The sequence below is a fragment of the Saccharopolyspora sp. 6M genome, from assembly GCF_020176775.1.
In the GTDB taxonomy this organism is placed as follows: domain Bacteria; phylum Actinomycetota; class Actinomycetes; order Mycobacteriales; family Pseudonocardiaceae; genus Saccharopolyspora_C; species Saccharopolyspora_C gregorii.
Map to the genome: position 1 here is coordinate 18,070 of NZ_JAIUJZ010000053.1, position 19,293 is coordinate 37,362.

Genomic DNA, 19,293 nt, shown 5'->3' on the forward strand with positions numbered 1-19,293 from the left:
GGGTCGTGGGGACGTCGACAGTCCGGGTGGGTCCCGCGCCTCCCCGCGCGGGACCGGCCGGATCATCGTTCCTCGGTGGGGTGCGCGGTCACCTCTCGTCCTTCGTGGACTGCGCGAATCCCGTTGCGGGAGCGGACCGTCCACCGGCCCGCTCGTCCGGTCAGAACGGCTTGAACTCGTGCACGTAGGTGCCAGGGTGGGTGGCGCCGTCCTGGCGCAGCACGCCGAAGTCGTGCGACCACGGGATGTGCAGCGGGTCCTCCTGACCCGGCGGGATGGTGACCAGTTCGGTGGGCCGCCACGCCTCGGGGCTGCGGTCCGGGAGCACCGTCAGCTCCGCGATGCCCCGCTCGCCGGCCGTCAGCAGGTACCCGGGATCCCCGTCGTCCACCCGCGGCACCGAATAGGTGGGCCCGTGCACCGGGTCGTCCGGGCCGGCGAGGTCGACGCCCGGCGCGCCGCGCAGGATGCACTCGTGGTCGGAGGCGTTCGTGTACTCCAGCTGGATGCGCAGCTGCCCGGAGCCGTCGTCGAGGACCCCGCCGAACCTGGCGTCCAGATCACCGGTACCGCAGCGCGGGGTGTCGGCCGATGCGGTGCGCGCCGCATCGGCCCCGGCGGCCGACTGCGCGCCGAGCGCCGACTGGCCCGCCTGGGCACCTGCTCCGCACGCCGTCACCGCCAGCGCCGTGCCCGCCAGCGCCAGCGCCCCCAGGGTGGTCCGCAGCATGTCGTGCTCCTCTCTTCGCGGGAACCCGTGCTCCCGCCCGCTACTAGTGGGACGCCGGGGAGCGCGGCGGGTTGCCCCCGCGTGATCGACGAGCCGCGCGCCGCCCTCGCGGTGCGGACCGAACAGTCGATCGCGGCCCGGCTACCGTGGTGCGCTGACCATGAGCGGAGGGGGAGCGGATGCCGGGACGACGAGTGCTGGTGACCGGGGCGACCGGCGTCGGCAGCACGACCTTGGGACGCGCGCTGGCCGTCGCCTGGGCGGTGCCGCACGCCGACGTCGACGACTACCTGTGGCTGCCCACCTCGCCGCCGTACACCGACAAGCGCCCGGTGGCGGAACGGGTTCCGCTGATGCGGTCGCTGTTCGTGCCCCGGCCCGCGTGGGTCCTGTCGGGCACGCTGCGGGGATGGGGCGACGAGGTGATCGCCGACGTGGACGCCGTCGTGTTCCTCACCGCCGAGACCGACGTCCGGCTCGAACGGCTGCGGCGGCGCGACGTCGTCCGCTACGGCACGGCCGTCGCCGCGGGCGGCAGCCTGGCGGCCGCGCACCACGATTTCCTCTCCTGGGCGGGCGACTACGACGACACCGACGTGCCCGGCCGCCGCAGCGCGGACGAGGCCTGGCTGGCCGGGCTGCACCGCCCCGTCCTGCGGCTGTCCGGCGAACGCCCGCTGGACGACCTGCGCGCGGACGTCCTGGCCTGGCTCGGCGACGTCGACCCGCGCTGACACCTCACCGCTCGTCGTCGAGCGCGGCGGCCTCCTCCGGGGTGGGAGCGGTGCCGCCCAGGTGGGCCGGGAGCCACCAGCGGTCGTCCTCACCGGCGGGACCGTCGGGGTAGCCGGTCTGCAGGTCGTCGAGGATCGCGGACATGTGGGCGCGCAGCTCCTCGCTCAGCACCTCGGGATCGTCGTCCGGGCCGGGGTGGAACGGTTCGCCCGCGTGGATGTGGATCGGGACGTGCCGCTTGGTGAGGGTGCGCGGCCTGCCCTTCGTCCACAGCCGCTGCGTGCCCCACAGCGACATGGGCAGCACCGGGACGCCCGCGTCGGCGGCCATCCGCACCGCGCCGGACTTGATCGGCTTGACGGTGAACGAGCGGCTGATGGTCGCCTCGGGGAACACCCCGACGACCTCGCCCGCGCGCAGCCGCGCGACCGCCTCGTCGTAGGAGGCCCGGCCGGCGGACCGGTCCACCGGGATGTGGTGCATGCCGCGCATGAGCGGACCGGCGATCCCGTGGTCGAAGATCTGCTTCTTCGCCATGAACCGCACCAGCCGCCGGGACGGCTGCGCGCCGAGCCCGCAGAAGATGAAGTCCAGGTAGCTGACGTGGTTGCAGGCGATCACCGCTCCACCGGTGCGCGGGATGTGCTCGGTTCCCGTCACGCGCAGCCGGTTGTCCAGCACGCGGAACATGGTCTTCGCCGCCAGCACTACGGGCGGGTACACGATCTCGGCCATCGCGCCAGGTTACGCAGGCGTAGGTTCGACCCGCGCCCGGCTGCGGCCGCCGTCACACCCGGGCCGGCCGGGCCGGTTCCCGATCGCGCGGGGGCGCGGGCCGGGAGAACGCGTCCTCGGATTCGCTGGCCGAGTTCTCGCGGGCCTCGTGGTTCTTCCGCGGTCGCCACGAGTTCCCGCACTGCCGGAACTTCGCGCGGATCGAGGAATGCTCGGTTTTGTGCCGATTCCTTCGGGTAATTGCCGGGAGCAATGTTCTTCTTAGGTATGTCGGTATTTCCCGGCGCGCCCGCGGGTGCCGGGGAGGAGTGAAGTGGATCACTTGTTGGTGTCGGAATCCCTGCTGCACCAACGGAATCGGGAGCCGGAGCACGATGCCGACCGCGGCGGTTCCGTCCACGGAATTTCGCGAATTCGCCCGGATGCCGATGAAGATCATTCGTTCGGGAACCCCGGTCGGAGCAAAAGGAATACCCGGTCGGGTGGGGGCGCGGGGAACGGGTAGCTCGCACCATTGTCGGTTCCTAGCCTCGATTCGGCGGCGCCGGTTGCGGATATCACCGGCGGGTGCCACTTACCCGAACTGACGTCGATGGTCGCGAGGACACGAGGATCCGATGGGCACCGAATCCAGCACCCCGCCGCACGAGGACAAGATCGCGATCATCGGGATCGGCTGCCGGTTACCCGGCGGGGCGAGCACCCCCGGGGCGTTCTGGCGGAACCTGGCCGCGGGCAGGGACTGCCTCACGCCCACACCACCCGATCGCTACGACATCGGCACGCTGCGCAGCGGCGATCCCGCCAAGGCCGGCCGCCTGGTCGGCGGCCGCGGCGGCTACGTCGACGGCTTCGACGAGTTCGACCCCGCCTTCTTCGGCATCAGCCCGCGCGAGGCCGCGCACATGGACCCGCAGCAGCGCAAGCTGCTGGAGGTCACCTGGGAGGCGCTGGAGGACGGCGGCCAGCGCCCGGCCGACCTCGCGGGCACCGACGTCGGCGTCTTCATCGGCGCCTTCACCCTCGACTACAAGATCCTGCAGTTCGGTGACCTGGACTTCGGCACCCTCGCCGCGCACACCGCCACCGGCACGATGATGACGATGGTGTCGAACCGCATCTCGCACTGCTTCGACTTCCGCGGCCCCAGCGTCTCGATCGACACCGCGTGCAGCTCCTCGCTGGTGTCCGCGCACCTGGCCTGCCGCAGCCTGCGCAGCGGGGAGAGCGAGCTCGCGGTGGTCGGCGGCACCTCGCTGCAGCTGGCCCCGCAGTACACGATCAGCGAGACCCGCGGCGGCTTCCTGTCCCCCGAAGGGCTGTCCCGCACCTTCGACGCCGCCGCCGACGGGTACGTGCGCTCCGAAGGCGTGGCCGCGGTGGTGCTCAAGCGGCTCGCCGACGCCGAGCGGGACGGCGACCCGATCTACGCGCTCATCACCGGATCCGGCGTGAACCAGGACGGCCGCACCGGCGGCATCACCGTGCCCGACGGGGACCGGCAGGCGGAACTCGTCGAACGGGTCTGCGCCGAAGCGGGCCTGCTGCCCGGCGACCTGCAGTACGTGGAGGCGCACGGCACCTCGACCGCCGTCGGCGACCCCATCGAGGCGAACGCGCTCGGGCGCGCCCTCGCGCACGGGCACCGGGACGGCGACGAGCGCTACGTGGGTTCGGTGAAGACGAACATCGGGCACACCGAGGCCGCCGCCGGGGTCGTCGGCCTGATCAAGGTGGCGCTGGCGGTGCGCGCGGGCCGGATCCCGCCGCACATCAACCTGAACGAGCTCAACCCGGCGATCGACCTTGCGGCGCTGCCGTACCGGATCCCGCTGGAGCTGACCGGCTGGCCCGCGCACGAGGGCCCCGCCCGCGCCGGGGTCAACTCGTTCGGCTTCGGCGGCACCAACGCGCACGTCCTCGTCGAGGAGGCCCCCGCGCGGGCGCCGGTCGCGGACGAGCCCACGGCCCCGAGCGTGCTGCCGATCAGCGCCCGCGACGAGGACGCGCTGCGGCGGCGCGTCGAGGCGGTCCGCGCCGAGCTGGACGGCGTCGACGAGACCGGGCTGCGCGACCTCGGCTACACCCTCGCGCGGCGCCGCCAGCACCACGCGGCCCGGCTCGACGTCGTGTACTCGTCCGCGGACTCGCTGCGCGAACGGCTGGACGCGCACCTGCGCGGCGAAGCGGACCCCCGGGTGGTCGCCGACCGCTGCCGGGACGGCGGCGCAACGGTGTGGGCGTTCAGCGGCATGGGCCCGCAGTGGTGGGCGATGGGGCGGGAGCTGTTCGAGGCCGAACCGGTGTACCGGGAGGCCGTGGAACGCTGCCACGCCGAGATCCGCGACCTCGCCGGGTGGTCGCTCGTCGACGAACTCCGCGCGCCGCAAGCGGAAACGCGGATGGGGGAGACCTGGCTGGCCCAGCCCGCGAACTTCGCCGTGCAGGTCGGGCTGGCCGCGCTGTGGCGGCACCGCGGGGTGCGCCCGGACGCGATCGTCGGGCACAGCACCGGCGAGATCGCCGCCTTCCACGAAGCCGGGGTGTACTCGCTGCGGGACGCCACCACCATCGCGATCCACCGCAGCAGGCTGCAGCAGCGGCTCACCGGCACCGGGACGATGCTCGCGGTCGCGCTCGACGAGGACGCGGCGCTGGAGCGGCTGCGGGGCCGCGGCGACCGCGTCTCGGTGGCCGCGGTCAACGGCCCGGCCGCGATCACGCTGGCCGGGGACGAGGAGGAGCTGCGCGCGCTCGCCGCCGAACTGGAGGCCGAGCACGTCTTCGCCCGGCAGCTGGACGTCCGGGTGCCGTACCACAGCGCGCGGATGGACCCGATCAAGGACGAGCTGCTGGCCGCGCTGGCCGGGATCCGCCCGCAGGGGGCGCGCGTCCCGCTGCACCTGACCGCGACGGAGGACCGGGCGCGCGGGCCCGAGCTGGACGCCGAGTACTGGTGGCGCAACGTCCGCGAACCCGTCCGCTTCCGCGCCGCCGTCGACCGGCTGATCGCCGATGGGCACCGCACCTTCCTGGAGATCGGCCCGCACCCGGTGCTCGCCCACCCGATCCGGGAATGCCTGGCGGACGCCGGGGCCGAGGGCATCGTGCTGCCGTCGCTCCGGCGCCGCGAGGACGAGGTCGAAGGCATGCTCACCTCGCTCGCCGCGCTGCACGCCAGGGGCGCCGAGGTCGACTGGGCCCCGCTGCACCCGGCCGGGCGGGTCGTCGCGCTGCCGCCGTACCCGTGGGCGCGGGACCGCTACTGGACCGAACCCGACGCGGTCGCGCAGATCCGGCTCGGGCGGGTCGACCACCCGCTGCTCGGCAGGCGCCTGGCCACCGCCGAGCCGGGGTGGGAACTCGCGCTCGACCTCGAACGGTCGCCGTACCTGGCCGACCACCGCATCCAGGGGACCGTCGTGTTCCCCGCCGCCGGGTACGTCGAGATGGCCGCGCAAGCCGTCCGCGCCCTCACCGGCGACGACCGGGTGCTGCTGCGCGACCTGGAGTTCCGCCGGGCGCTGTTCGTCGCCGACGGCGAGGTGGGCAAGGTCCAGCTCGCGCTGTCCGGGGAGGACGCCCGGTTCACCATCGCGACCCCGGGCGGCGACGAGCGGCGCGCGGTGCACGCGAGCGGCTCCGCCGGTATCGGCGGTGACGGGCTCGGCGACGTCCCGGACTGGTCCGCGCTGCGCGGCGCCGACCGGCGCCGCCTGGACCGGGAGTCCTGCTACGCGGCGCTGGACGCGGCCGGCTACCAGTACGGCCCCGCGTTCCGGGCGATCGAGCAGGTGTGGCTCGGCGATGACGAAGCGCTGGCCCGGATCGTGCCCACCGCGCAGGCCCGCGACGCGGCCGAGCACCACGCGCACCCCGTGCTGCTGGACGCCTGCTTCCAGACCTTGCTGGTGCCCGAAGTGCTGCGCGACGGCAGCGGCGGCACCGGGATCCGGCTGCCGCTGTCGCTGGCGGAGCTGCGGCTCGACCCGGTCGGGGACCGGCCGATCTGGGTGCACGCGCGGATCACCGCGCGCGACGGCGGCGAACTCGTCGGGCGGCTCGCGCTGTTCGCCGAGGACGGCACCCCGCTGGGCCGCATCGACGGCTTCCGCGCGGGCGAGGTGGAGCGGGCGGGCTCGCTGGCCCGCCGCACCATCGACAACTGGCTGGTCGAACCGGTGTGGCAGCCGCTGCCTGCGGTGGAAGCGGACGGTGCGAGCGGCCGCTGGCTGGTGCTCGCCGACCGGGGCGGCGTCGGCGCCGCGCTCGCCGCCCGCATCACCGCGGGCGGCGGCAGCTGCCACCTGGTGCGTCCCGGGCCGCGGTACCGGCGCGGGGACGCGGAATCCGAGCTGCGGCCAGGGGACCGCGCCGACCTGGGGCGGTTGCTCGACGAACTCGGCGCGGACGGCCCCGACCACGTGCTGCACCTGTGGAACCTGGATCCGGCGCCGATCGACGCGCTGGGCCGCGCCGAGATCGACGCGCAGGCCGAGCTCGGCGGCTACTCGCTCATCGCGCTCGCCGACGTGCTGCAGCAGCGGCACCGCGCGGCGGAGCTGCACGTGGTGACCAGAGGAGCGCAGGCCGTCGTCCCCGGGGACGTGGTCGCCCCGCTGGGCGCCCCGGCGTGGGGCGTCGGCCGCGTGCTGCGCCAGCAGGAGGCGGTGCGCAACCGCGGCAAGCTGATCGACCTCGACCCGGGCCGCGCCGACTCCGCGGCGGACGCCGCGGACGTGCTGCGCGCCGTCGCCGCGCCCGACGAGGACGAGATCGCGGTGCGCGGCAGCACGTTCCGCACCGCCCGGCTGCGCCCCGCGCAGGACCTGTCGACGCCGCTGCCGCCCGTGCTGCGACCGGACGGCACCTACCTGGTCACCGGCGCGTTCGGCGCCCTCGGCCGGTTGCTGTGCCGCACCCTGGTCAAGCGGGGCGCGCGCCGGCTGGTGCTGATCAGCCGCTCCGGGGTGCCCGAGCGCGTCGAGTGGGGGAACCAACACCCGGACTCCCCGGTGGGCGGCCGCGTCCGCTTCGTCCGCGAACTGGAAGCGTTCGGCGCGCACCCCGAGGTCGTCGGCCTCGACATCACGGACGAGACCGCGCTGACCACCTGGCTCGCCGAGCACCGGCGCGGTGCACCGCAGCCGATCCGCGGGGTGTTCCACCTCGCCGGGAACCTGCGCGACGCGCTGGTGGCCGACCTGGACCGCGAGGCCTACCGCGCGGTGCACGACCCCAAGGTCGTCGGCTCGCTGCTGCTGCACCGGCACCTGCGGGACGAGCCGCTGGAGCACTTCGTGCTGTTCGCCTCGATCGCGTCGCTGCTGACCACCGCGGGGCAGACGAACTACGCGGCGGGCAACGCCTTCCTCGACGCGCTCGCCCACCACCGGCGCGCGCTCGGGCTGCCCGCGCTCAGCATCGACTGGGGTCCGTGGGCCACCGGCATGATCGAGGAGCAGGGCCTCGTCGAGCACTACCGGACCGCGCGCGGCATGAGCTCGCTGACCCCCGAGGCCGGCATGGCGGTGCTGGAGCGGGTCCTCGGGCAGCGCCACGCCCAGCTGGTGGTCGCCACCGTCGTCGACTGGCCCACCTTCCTGTCCTGGTACCCGGTCGCGCCGCCGCTGGTCGCCGAGCTCGCGTCCGCCGCCGATGCCGGGGACGCGGGCGACACCGCGGGGTTCCTCGACATCTTCCGCGCCGCCGACCCCGCGCTGCGCCACGACCTGCTCACCGAGCGCTTCACGGCGCTGGTCGCCGGTGTGCTGCAGGTGCCGCCGGACTCGGTGGACGGGCAGGACGGGCTCAACGCGCTCGGCCTGGACTCGATGCTCGCGATGGAGCTGCGCGCGCAGATCCAGGCGGAGCTCGGCGTGGCGCTGCCGGTCGTCGCGCTGCTCGGCAACACCCCGGTGCGCGAACTGGTCCAGCAGGTCCACGACGAGCTCGCGGAGTCCGCGGGCGCGGACGCGGGCGCGGTGGCGGCCGTGGAGGTCTTCCGCGACGAGCACCGCTTCCCGCTCACCCAGAACCAGAAGGCGCTGTGGTTCCTCAAGCAGCTGCACCCCGACGGCTTCGCCTACAACATCGGCGGCGCCGTCGAGGTCCGCACCGAACTGGACCCGCGGCTGCTGGCCGAGGCGTTCGGCACCCTGGTGGCCCGGCACTCGAGCCTGCGCGCCAACTTCCTGCTGCACCGCGGCGAACCGGTGCAGGTGATCGCGCCGGAGGCGGTGCCGGACTTCGCGGTCGTCGACGTGCGCGGCCTGCTCTGGGAGGAGGTGCACCGGCGGATCGTCGCGGCCTACCGCGCGCCCTACGACCTCGAACGCGATCCGCTGATCCGGTTCCGCCTGTTCCAGCGCGCGCCCGACCGCTGGGTGCTGGTGAAGGCCGTGCACCACATCATCTCGGACGCGATCTCGACGTTCACCTTCATCGAGGAACTGCTGGCCCTGTACGAAGGACTGCGGCGCGGTGCACCCGTCGAGCTGCCGCCGGTGGCCGCGAGCTACCTGGACTTCCTCAACCGGCAGAACGAGTTCCTGGCCGGGCCCGACGCTCGGCGGATGCTGGAGCACTGGCGCTCCCACCTGCCGGAGCGGATCGAGGTGCTGAACCTGCCGACGGACAAGCCGCGCCCGCTGGTGCAGACGCACAACGGGGCCTCGGAGTTCTTCGCGCTGGACACCGAGCTCAGCGCCCGGGTGCACGAACTGGCGCGGGAGCACAACGTCACCCCGTTCGTGGTGCTGCTCAGCGCCTACTACCTGCTGCTGCACCGGTACTCCGGCCAGGACGACCTCATCGTCGGCAGCCCGGTCACCGGCCGCACCGCGCCCGAGTTCGGCTCGGTGTACGGCTACTTCGTCAACCCGCTGCCGCTGCACGCGCACCTCGGCGGCGACCCGGCGGTGGCCGAGCTGCTGGACCGGGTCCGCACCGCCGTGCTGGGCGGGCTGGACAACCAGGAGTACCCGTTCGTGCTGCTGGTCGAGCAGCTCGGGTTGCAGCACGACCCGAGCCGCTCGGCGGTGTTCCAGGTGATGTTCATCCTGCTGCACCACAAGGTCTCCGCTGAGCAGTACGGCTACCGGCTCGACTACGTGGAGTTGCCCGAGGAGGAGGGCCAGTTCGACCTGACGCTGTCGGTGTACGAGGACGAAGCCGACCAGCGCTTCCACTGCGTGTTCAAGTACAACACCGACCTGTTCCTGCCCGCGACGATGCGGCGGCTGGCCGGGCACTACACGGCGCTGCTCGACGCGCTCACCGCGGCACCGCCCGCGCGGCGCATCGCGGAGCTGCCGATGCTCGACGCGGCCGAGCGGGACCGGATCCTCGGCGAGTGGAGCGGCGCGGGCCGCGAACCGGCCGTCGGCGCACCCGTGCACGAGCTGGTGGTCGCCGCCGCCCGCGAGCACCCGGACGCGATCGCGGTCTCGCACCCGGGGACCGACCGGCGGATGAGCTACGCCGAACTGGACGAGCTGTCCGGCCGGCTGGCGCGCGGGCTGCGGGCGCGCGACGTCGGCGAGGGCTCGATCGTGGGGCTGTGCCAGGGGAAGGGCCCGGAGCTGATCGCCTCGGTGCTGGCGGTGCTGCGCGCCGGCGCCGCCTACCTGCCGCTGGACCCGGGGCACCCGCCGGATCGGCTCGCGGCGATGGTGCGGCGGTCCGGGGCGGGCGTGGTGCTCGCCGACGAGCCGATGCGGGCGGTGCTCGGGACGGCGGCGGAGCTGCTGACCCCGGCGGAACTCGCGGCGGAGGGCGCCGGCGAGCCCGCGGGCGCGGAGGTCCGGGTCGCGCTCGACTCGCCCGCCTACGTCTGCTGCACCTCCGGCTCCACCGGCCTGCCGAAGGCGGTGCAGGTCAGCCACCGCAACCTCGCTTCCGCGCAGGCGTCCTGGCAGCGCGAGTACGGCCTCGGCGGGGACGTGCGGGTGCACCTGCAGCTCGCCAGCCCGGCCTTCGACGTGTTCACCGGCGACCTGGTGCGGGCGTTGAGCACCGGCGGCACCCTGGTGCTCGTCGACCGGGACCTGCTGTTCAACACCGCGCTGCTGCACCGGACGATGGTCCGGGAACGGGTGGACTGCGCCGAGTTCGTGCCCGCGGTGGTGCGCGGACTGGTGGAGCACTGCGAATCCCGCGGCGCGCGGCTGGACTTCCTGCGGGTGCTGGTCGTCGGCTCCGACGTGTGGAAGGTCGAGGAGCACCGGCGGCTGCGCGAGCTGTGCGGCCCGGACACCCGGCTGATCAGCTCTTACGGGGTCACCGAGGCCACGGTGGACAGCACCTGCTTCGAAGGGTCCACCGACGGGATGGAACCCGGGCAGCCGGTGCCGATCGGCATGCCGCTGCCGAACACCACCTGCTACGTGCTCGACGAGCACGAGCGGCCGGTGCCCGCGGGCGTCACCGGGGAGCTGTGGCTCGGCGGGGCCGCGGTCGCCACCGGCTACCGGGGCGACCCCGAGCAGACCGCCGAGCGGTTCCGCACCCTGTCCCCGGGCGGGGAGCCGGTGCGCTGCTACCGCACCGGTGACCTGGCGCGCTGGGACGAGCGGGGCGTGCTGCACCTGTTGGGGCGGGCCGATTCGCAGATCAAGGTGCGCGGGCACCGAATCGAGCTCGGTGAGGTCGAAGCGCACCTGGCCGCCTGGCCGCAGCTCAAGCGGGTCGTGGTGGTGGCGCGCCCGGACTCCGGCGGGGAGACCGCGCTGTGCGCCTACTGCGTGCCGGTCGACGGCGCGGAGCTGGACCGGCGCGGCCTGCGCCGCCACCTGGCCGAGCACCTGCCCACGTTCATGATCCCGGCGCACCTGGTGGAACTGCCGGAGCTGCCGCTGACGACGAGCGGCAAGGTCGACCTCGACGAGCTGCCCGCCCCGTCGGCCGCGCGGACCCACGACCACGAACCGACCACGACGCTGTTCGAGGAGCGGATGGCCGCGCACTGGCAGGCCCTGCTCGGCCTGGACCGGGTCGGGCTGCACGACGACTTCTTCGAGCTGGGCGGCAGTTCCATCAAGCTGATCGAGCTGATCCACCACGTGCAGGCCGAGTTCGACATCACCGTCGCGGTCGGCGAGCTGTTCAAGACCACGACGTTGCACGGCATGGCCAAGACCGTCGAGCACGTGATCACCGGGCGGTTGCCGGGATCCCAGCCGTACGTGCGGTTCGGGGAGGGGCGCGGCGATCCGCTGTGCTGCTTCCCGCCGGTCGGCGGGCACGGGCTGGTGTACCGCCAGCTCGCCGGGAGACTCGCCGAGCACGAGCTGATCGGGTTCAACTACCTCAGCGGGGACGACAAGATCGCCCGCTACGCGGACCTGGTCGAGGCGTTCCAGCCGGAGGGCGCCTGCCGGCTGCTGGGCTACTCGCTGGGCGGGAACCTGGCCTTCGAGGTCGCGGGCGAGCTGGAGCGGCGGGGCAGGCGGGTCGCCCGCGTGATCATCGTCGACTCCTACCGGATCTCGGCCCCGTTCGAGGTGGGCGACGAACAGCTCGCCGAGTTCGAGCGGGAGCTAGCCGAACACCTGCGCAGGCACACCGGCACCGACGTGGTCGCCGAGGAGACCCGCGACCAGGCCCGGGAGTACCTGGAGTTCTGCGGCCGCACCCCGAACACCGCGGTGCTGGACGCGCCGATCACGGTGCTCAGCGACCCGCACAACCTCCCGATCCACCTCACCGGTGAGGAGGGCGGCTGGCAGGACCGCTCGCGGCGCGGAGCCGAGGTGCTGCGCGGATCCGGGGCGCACGCGGACATGCTCGACCGCGAGCACGTCGGCGCGAACGCGGACCTGGTGCGCGAGGTCCTCGCCGGGGGTGCCGCCGATGTCGCCTGAGCACCCCGCCGACAGGGCCCCCAGCGTCATCGTCATCGGCGGCGGCATCGCCGGGCTGGCGACCGCCTGCTACGCGCGGATGAGCGGTCTGCGCACCCAGGTGTTCGAGAAGCACGTGCTGCCCGGCGGCTGCTGCACCGCGTGGGGCCGCGACGGCTACATCTTCGACTACTGCATCGAGTGGCTGCCCGGCACCGCGGCCGGCAACGACGCCCACCGCGTGTGGCAGGAGCTCGGAGCATTGGACGGCAAGAGCATCACGAACTTCGAGATGTTCAACCGGGTCGTCGGTGCCGACGGCAGGGAGGTGACCTTCTACAACGACCCGGACCGGTTGCAGCGGCACCTGCTGGAGATCTCGCCGGAGGACGCCCGGCCGATTCGCTCGTTCTGCCGGTACCTGCGCCGGTTCCTGGCCGCGGCGGACTTCCCCCACCTGGTCCCGGGGCCGTTGCAGACGCGGCGGGAGAAGCTGGCGGCCGTGGCCCGGGCGCTGCCCGCCGCGATGCTGTACCGGCGCACCGCGACCGCCGGGATGCCGAGCTTCACCGACGGGCTGCGGGATCCGCTGCTGCGGCGGGCGTTCCCGTTCATCTTCTTCCAGGACCACGGCGGTTTCCCGCTGCTGCCGTACCTGCTCAACATGGCCGCGGCCCACCACGGCAACGCGGGGTTCCCCGAGGGCGGGTCGCTCGGGCTGGCGCGCTCGGTCGAGCGGCGCTACCTCGACCTCGGCGGGGACATCCGCTACCGGGCCAGGGTGGAGCGGATCCTGGTGGAGGGCGGCCGTGCGGTCGGGGTGCAGCTGCGCGACGGGACCCGGCACCACGCCGACCACGTCGTGTCGGCCTGCGACGGGGCGACCACGATCTACCGGATGCTGGAGGGCCGTTACACCGGCCCCGCGGTCGATCGCCTGTACGAGGATCTGCTGCACCGGTCGGAGGAGGTGTACCCGGGAGTCCTGTCGGCGTTCGTCGGCGTGGACGGGGAACTTCCGCCCGGCACGCCGCACAGCACCACCTACCTGCTGTCCGAACAGGACTGCGCGGCGCTGCCCGGGGTGGCGCAGCGCAGCATCGTGGTGCAGTTGCGGTCGAAATACTGGGCGGGGTGCGCTCCGCCCGGCAAGTCCCTGCTGCACTGCACGTACTTCACGGACTTCGCCTCCTGGCGGGAGCTGCGCCGCTCGAACCGGCGGGAGTACCGGGCGCGCAAGGAGCGGGTCGCCACCTTCGTCCGTTCGTTCCTGGAGCGCCGCTACCCGGGTCTCGACGACCGCGTCGAGTCGGTGGACGTGGCCACCCCCGTCACCCAACACCGCTACACCGGCAACTTCGCGGGCAGCATCCTCGCCTGGAAATCCTTCGGGGCGGCCGACGACCTGCTGGCGCAGCTGGTCGACCGGGACCGGATGCGGTTGCCCGGCCTGCGCGGGTTCTCAATGGCCGGGCAGTGGGTCGACGGTGGTGGCCTGATCCGCGCGGCCTCCTCCGGCAGGCACGCCGCGCAGTTCCTCTGCCAGGAGCTCGGGGTGCCGTTCCGCGCGTGGGAGAGCGATCAGCAGGAACCGTGGGACCGCGAGATGCTCGGCGAACTGCCGCTGCTGGACCGGGATCCGACTCGGCACGACAGGAGGGGACCGCGGTGAACCGCGAAACGATGATCATCATCGGTGGTGGGCTGGGCGGGTTGTCCACCGGCTGCTACGCCCAGATGAACGGCTACCGCTCGCGGATCTTCGAGATGCACGAGATCCCCGGCGGCTGCTGCACCGCGTGGGACAAGGGCGACTTCACCTTCGACATCTGCGTGAGCTGGCTGCTCGGCAACGGGCCCGGCAACGAGATGCACCAGATCTGGCTGGAGCTCGGCGCCTTGCAGGGCAAGGAGATGCGGCACTTCGACGTGTTCAACGTGGTGCGCGCGCGGGACGGGCGGGCGGTGTACTTCTACTCCGACCCGGACCGGCTGCAGGCGCACCTCACCGAGCTGTCTCCCGCGGACGCGCGGCTGATCCGGCACTTCTGCAACGGCCTGCGCAAGTTCCGGAAGGCGATCACGGTCTACCCGTTCCTCAAGCCGGTCGGGCTGATGGGCCGGTTCGAGCGCTGGCGGATGCTGGCCTCGTTCCTGCCGTACCTCAACGTCATCCGCACCTCCATCACCACCCTGATGACGGACTACTCGGCGAAGTTCCGGGATCCGCTGCTGCGGGAGGCGTTCAACTTCATCCTCTACGAGAAGCACCCGGCGTTCCCGGTGCTGCCGTTCTACTTCCAGCTCGCCTCGCACGCCAACCGCTCGGCCGGGGTGCCGGAAGGCGGCTCGCAGGGGCTGTCGGACTCCATCGAGCAGCGCTACCACCGGCTCGGCGGCCGGATCACCTACAACGCCAAGGTCGTCGAGGTGCTGGTGGAGGACGACCGCGCGGTCGGGGTGCGGCTCAGCGACGGCAGCGAACACCGCGCCGACATCATCGTGTCCGCCTGCGACGGGCGCACCACCACGATGGAACTGCTCGGCGGCCGGTACCTCTCCGACGACCACCGGCGGCTCTACGAGAAGACCATCGACGAGCCCGGCATGATCTTCCCTGGGTACTTCGCGCTGTTCCTCGGGCTGGACCGGCCGTTCCCCGAAGTCGATCCCTGCACCACACACCTGCTCGACGAGGACGTGGCGTCGAAGCTGATCGGGCTGCGCCACCCGAGCATCAACGTGCAGTTCCGCAGCGAGCACTACCCGGAGCTGGCCCCGCCGGGCGGCGCGGTCGTGTACGCCACCTACTTCTGCGACATCGAACCGTGGCGGGCGCTGAGCACCGGGCCGGAACAACGGACCCGGGTCCGGCACGGCACCGAGGTGCACACCCTCCCGGTGCGCCGCGGCACCGCCTACTACGCGGCGAAGCGCCAGGTGAAGGACGCGCTGGTCGACCACCTCGACACCTGCCACCCCGGGCTGCGGGACGCCGTGGTCACCCGCGACATCTCCACCCCGCTCACCCAGGTCCGCTACACCGGCAACTACGACGGCACCGTCCTCGGCTGGCAGCCGTTCGTGGACGGGGGCGAGGACATGGAGGAGGCGATCAAGAAGCACGGGCCGCGGCTGCCCGGGCTGGCGAACTTCTACCTGTCCGGGGTGTGGGCCACGACCGGCGGCCTCATCCGGGCCGTCGGCGCGGGCAGGCAGGTCATGCACTTCGTGTGCCGCGACGACGCCAAGGAGTTCACCGCGCACATCGACGAATCCGCACCACCGCCCACCCACCGGGTCATCCCGGTAGGACCGGACGTCCCCCGGCAGGCCGCGGCGGCCGAGCCGGCCCCGAAGCGAGGAGCCTGAGGTGAAGATCGAGAAATGGGTCATCCGCGAGCACGCGGAGGGCGTGCCCGCGGTCGACCGGATGTACGAGAAGGTGGTCGAGGACGTCGAGGTCCGGCTCCGGCCGGAGGAGATGCTGCTGCGCGTCCGGTACGTCTCCCTCGACCCGTACTTGCACGGGATCACGCTGAACCTGCCGCTCGGGGAGACGGCGGGCGGCGACTCGGTCATGGAGGTCCTGGAGGCCGGGCCCCGCGCCCGCTTCCAGCCGGGCGAGCTGGTGCAGGGCTGGGGCGGCTGGCGCAGCCACGTCATCAGCACCGGGGCCGGCGGCACGGTGTTCCGGAGCGCCTTCCCGCTGCAGGTGCCCGGCTTCCGCAGGCTCGACCAGGCCCACCACGACGAGGCGCTGCCGCTGTCGAGCGCGCTCGGCGTCTTCGGCGGACCCGGCATGGCCGCCTGGGGGACGGTGACGAAGTTCCTCGACGTGCGGCCCGGCGACACGGTGCTCGTCAGCGGTGCCTCCGGTGGTGTGGGCGCGCTCGTCGGCCAGCTCGCCGGGCTCGCCGGGGCGCGGGTGGTGGGCACGACCACCTCGCCGGAGAAGGTGCCGTACCTGCGAGGGCTCGGCTTCGACGAGGTCGTGGTCTACCGGGACGGCACCCCCGCCGAACAGGTCCGCGTCGAGCTCGCCACCGCCGCGCCGGACGGCATCGACCGGTACTTCGACAACCTCGGCGGCGCGATCACCGACGCCGCGTTCACCCTGCTCACCGTCGGCAGCCGGGTGGCGATCTGCTGGCAGTGGGCGCACCAGGTCGGTGGCGAGGAGACCGGACCGCGGCTGCTGCCGCTGCTGATGTACCCGCGCACCACGGTCCGGGGCATCTACTCGCTGGAATGGCACACCGAGCAGGAGTGGGCCGCGCTGCGCGCCGACCTCGGCCCGCTCGTCCGCAGTGGGCGGCTCCGCCACGACCAGACCACGTACCACGGGATCGACGCGATCCCGGACGCCTACGACAGCCTGTACCGCGGTAGCGCGGGCAACCGGGGAAAGGTGCTGGTGGAACTGTGAACAGCGTGGAGGACGTCCCGCGACCGGGCTCGGCCGGGAACCCGCGGAGCTACCCGTTCGACCAACCGGACCGGCTGGGGGTCCACCCGTCCTACGCGGAGCTGCGGCGCGACGACCCGGTGTCGCGGGTGCAGCTCGCCTACGGCGAACCGGCCTGGCTGGCCACCCGCTACGCGGACGTGAAGTTCGTGCTCAGCGACCCGCGGTTCAGCCGGGCGCTCGCGTTCGACCGGGACGAGCCCAGCACCCGGCCGAAGGGCGCCATCGGCCGCCACATCCGCAGCCTGCAGTACCTGGATCCACCGGAGCACACCCGCATCCGCAAGATCCTCAGCCACGCCTTCACGGTGCGCGGCATCGAGAAGCTGCGCCCCGGGGTGCAGCGGCTCGCCGACGAGCTCGTCGACGGCATGCTGGAACGCGGTCGCACCGCCGACCTCGCGGAGGACTTCGCGCGGCCGTTCCCGGCGGGCGTGATATGCGAGCTGCTGGGCGTGCCGTACGCGGACCGGCACGACTTCCAGACCTGGTCGGACGCGTTCATGTCCGTCGGCAGGCTGTCCCCGGAGCAGATCCGGTCCTACGCCACGCAGCTGCGCGAGTACATGGGCAGGCTCATCGTGCAGCGCCGCGAGGCGCCGAAGGACGACCTGATGAGCATCCTCGTCACCGCCCGCGACGTGGACGGCAGGCTCAACGACGACGAGCTGCTGTCCCTGGCGGTGGCGATCCTCGTCGGCGGGCACGAGACGACGGCCTCGCAGATCTCCAGCTTCACGTACGCCCTGCTCGCCCGGCCCGAGCTGCCGGCCCGGCTGGTCGCGGACCCGGAACTGGTGGCGCCGACCGTGGAGGAGCTGCTGCGCTACGTCCCGCTGTTCTCGATGGCGGCGTTCCCGCGCTACGCCACCGAGGACGTCGAGGTGGGCGGGGTGCTGGTGCGCGCGGGCGAACCGGTGCTGGTGAGCCTGGTCTCGGCGAACCGGGACGAGTCGGTGTACCACGACCCCGACGTGCTGGACGTGACGCGGAAGGAGTCCGCGCACGTCGGTTTCGGCTACGGCGCGCACTTCTGCGTCGGGGCGCAGCTGGCCCGGGTGGAGTTGCAGATCGCGTTGCGCACCTTGCTGCGGCGCCTGCCGGGATTGCGGTTCGCCACCTCCGAGCAGGACGTGGAGTGGAAGCGGGGGCTGTTCACCCGCGGCCCGCTGCGGCTGCCGATCGCCTGGGACGGGGCCTGACCGCCCGCCGGACCGGGGCGGGCGGCCCGCCCCTGATCACCACGTCACCGGGAGGCGGTGCACGCCGTAGTTGACCGAGGCCTCGCGCCGCGCGACCTCGGCGGCGGGCACCGCCAACCGCAGTCCGGGGAACCGCCGCAGCAGCCCGGAGAACCCGAGCCGCAGCTCCACCCGGGCGAGCTGCGCGCCCAAGCAGTGGTGAATGCCGTGCCCGAACGCGAGGTGCCCGGTGGCCGGCCGGCCGAGGTCCAGCCGGTCGGGTTCCGGGAACCGCTCCGGGTCCCGGTTGGCCGCCGACAGCGACACCGTGATCGGTTCGCCTTCGCGGATGGTGCTGCCGCGCAGGTCGACGTCCTCCAGTGCGGTGCGGGTGGCGCCGAACTGGTTGATCGTCAGGTACCGCAGCAGTTCCTCCACCGCGGTGTCGATCATCGCCGGGTCCGCGCGCAGCGCCGCGAGCTGCTCGGGGTGCGCGAGCAGGGCGTAGGTGCCGAGGCCGAGCATGTTCGCCGTCGTGTCGTCGCCGCCGGTGATGAGCATCGAGCACATCGTGGCGATCTCCTCGTCGGAGAGGTCTTCGTCGGCGAGCAGCGCGCTCACCAGGTCGTCACCGGGGGCGGCGCGCTTGGCGCGCACCTGCTCGTGCAGCTCGGTCCACAGCCGTCCCCACGCTCGCCCGGTGCTCTCCGCGTCGTTCTCCAGCGCCAGCATCGATTCGGTGGCGGCGCGCACCGAGGTCCGGTCCAGCCGCGCGCCGAGCAGCGTGCCGATCACCTCGAACGCGACGGGGCTCGCGAAGACCTCGACCAGGTCGACGGGCCCGCCCGCGGCCTCCACCGCGTCGAGCCGCCGCTCGACGACGTCGGCGACCAGCGGCTCCAGCCGCTGCACCCGGCGCGGGGCGAACGCGGCGGCAAGCTTGCGCCGGTACCACGCGTGCTCGGCGGCGGGCAGCACGCTGAACAGGCCCGGCGGCACCTCGTCGAAGGTGTCCTCGCCGTCGGCGGGGCCGCGCATCACGTCGAGGCTGGAGCTGAAGCGGTGGTCGACGAGCACCTCGCGGGCCAGTTCGTGGCTGGTCACCAGCCAGCCGAGCCTGCCGTCGGAGTGGTGCAGCCGCGCCAGCGGTTGCGCCGCGCGCAGTTCCCGCAGCCCGTCGTGCGGATCGAAGGGGCGGCTGCGGGTCGTGGGGTGGCGCACCGGCGTGCCGGTCATGGCGGGCTCCTCGTCGGGGTCGGAGAGGGCAGACGATCTCCATGCTTCCGGGACGGTGGTGCGAAGTCAGGGATCTCCACCCGTCCGTGCGGCGGACGAAACCCGTTCAGCGCAACGCTTTCCGCTGCCGGGTTTCGCGTGCCGGACCACCGCCGGGGCGCGGCAGGAGGGCGGGGCCCGGGCGCCGAGCGGCGGGCGCGCCGACGCCACCCCGGGCGGGCGGCCCCCCCCCCCCCCCCCCCCCCCGAACCCGGGACAAACCGGCCACAACAACACAAACAACACCAAAACAAAAACACCAACCACAACACCCCACCCCCACCCCCCCGCACAGCCGGGCCTCCGCCACCGCCCGCTCTTAGCCCC

At 73.1% G+C, this 19,293-nt stretch carries 9 protein-coding genes; 6 read left to right on the forward strand and 3 right to left on the reverse strand.

The genetic code is table 11. The annotated features are described in order from the left end of the window. Positions 1 to 160: 160 nt before the first annotated feature. Positions 161 to 730: a DUF4232 domain-containing protein gene (locus tag LCD31_RS09270; RefSeq protein ID WP_224957322.1), complete on the reverse strand. Its 570-nt coding sequence runs from the start codon at positions 728 to 730 to the stop codon at positions 161 to 163. A 179-nt stretch (positions 731 to 909) separates the two neighbouring features. Here LCD31_RS09270 and LCD31_RS09275 point away from each other — a divergent pair, with 179 nt between their 5' ends. Beyond that, positions 910 to 1,464, forward strand: a complete 555-nt coding sequence (locus tag LCD31_RS09275) for a hypothetical protein (RefSeq protein WP_224957324.1) — start codon at positions 910 to 912, stop codon at positions 1,462 to 1,464. 4 nt (positions 1,465 to 1,468) lie between these two features. Here LCD31_RS09275 and LCD31_RS09280 read toward each other — a convergent pair whose 3' ends face one another. Continuing rightward, positions 1,469 to 2,200, reverse strand: coding sequence for a 1-acyl-sn-glycerol-3-phosphate acyltransferase (locus tag LCD31_RS09280; RefSeq protein WP_224957325.1), 732 nt, complete (start codon positions 2,198 to 2,200; stop codon positions 1,469 to 1,471). A gap of 617 nt (positions 2,201 to 2,817) precedes the next feature. Between LCD31_RS09280 and LCD31_RS09285 the strand changes: the two genes are divergently transcribed. From LCD31_RS09285 to LCD31_RS09305, 5 genes are read left to right on the forward strand one after another with little or no spacing between them, the layout of a single operon-like run. Further along, entirely contained in the window at positions 2,818 to 12,063 is a 9,246-nt protein-coding gene (locus LCD31_RS09285; RefSeq protein WP_224957326.1) for a non-ribosomal peptide synthetase/type I polyketide synthase, read from the forward strand. Next, positions 12,053 to 13,714, forward strand: a complete 1,662-nt coding sequence (locus LCD31_RS09290) for an NAD(P)/FAD-dependent oxidoreductase (RefSeq protein WP_224957327.1) — start codon at positions 12,053 to 12,055, stop codon at positions 13,712 to 13,714. Before LCD31_RS09285 ends, LCD31_RS09290 begins: the two co-directional genes overlap by 11 nt. Continuing rightward, positions 13,711 to 15,414 (forward strand): NAD(P)/FAD-dependent oxidoreductase, encoded by a 1,704-nt coding sequence (locus tag LCD31_RS09295; RefSeq protein WP_224957328.1) that lies wholly within the window; start codon positions 13,711 to 13,713, stop codon positions 15,412 to 15,414. The genes LCD31_RS09290 and LCD31_RS09295 overlap by 4 nt, the downstream gene beginning before the upstream one ends. A gap of 1 nt (position 15,415) precedes the next feature. Continuing rightward, positions 15,416 to 16,471, forward strand: coding sequence for an NADP-dependent oxidoreductase (locus tag LCD31_RS29495; RefSeq protein ID WP_224957329.1), 1,056 nt, complete (start codon positions 15,416 to 15,418; stop codon positions 16,469 to 16,471). Beyond that, positions 16,468 to 17,712 carry a cytochrome P450 gene (locus tag LCD31_RS09305; RefSeq protein WP_224957330.1) on the forward strand — a complete coding sequence of 415 codons (1,245 nt, stop codon included), beginning with the start codon at positions 16,468 to 16,470 and terminating at the stop codon, positions 17,710 to 17,712. Before LCD31_RS29495 ends, LCD31_RS09305 begins: the two co-directional genes overlap by 4 nt. A 36-nt stretch (positions 17,713 to 17,748) precedes the next feature. Here LCD31_RS09305 and LCD31_RS09310 read toward each other — a convergent pair whose 3' ends face one another. Then, positions 17,749 to 18,927: a cytochrome P450 gene (locus tag LCD31_RS09310; protein ID WP_224957331.1), complete on the reverse strand. Its 1,179-nt coding sequence runs from the start codon at positions 18,925 to 18,927 to the stop codon at positions 17,749 to 17,751. Positions 18,928 to 19,293: the final 366 nt, after the last annotated feature.

Bases quoted from the DNA above. Each gene is read 5' to 3' on its own strand.
- LCD31_RS09285 (WP_224957326.1), top strand. From the start codon at position 2,818: ATGGGCACCGAATCCAGCACCCCGCCGCACGAGGACAAGATCGCGATC.
- LCD31_RS09290 (WP_224957327.1), top strand. From the start codon at position 12,053: ATGTCGCCTGAGCACCCCGCCGACAGGGCCCCCAGCGTCATCGTCATC.
- LCD31_RS09270 (WP_224957322.1), bottom strand. From the start codon at position 730: ATGCTGCGGACCACCCTGGGGGCGCTGGCGCTGGCGGGCACGGCGCTG.
- LCD31_RS09275 (WP_224957324.1), top strand. From the start codon at position 910: ATGCCGGGACGACGAGTGCTGGTGACCGGGGCGACCGGCGTCGGCAGC.
- LCD31_RS09310 (WP_224957331.1), bottom strand. From the start codon at position 18,927: ATGACCGGCACGCCGGTGCGCCACCCCACGACCCGCAGCCGCCCCTTC.
- LCD31_RS09280 (WP_224957325.1), bottom strand. From the start codon at position 2,200: ATGGCCGAGATCGTGTACCCGCCCGTAGTGCTGGCGGCGAAGACCATG.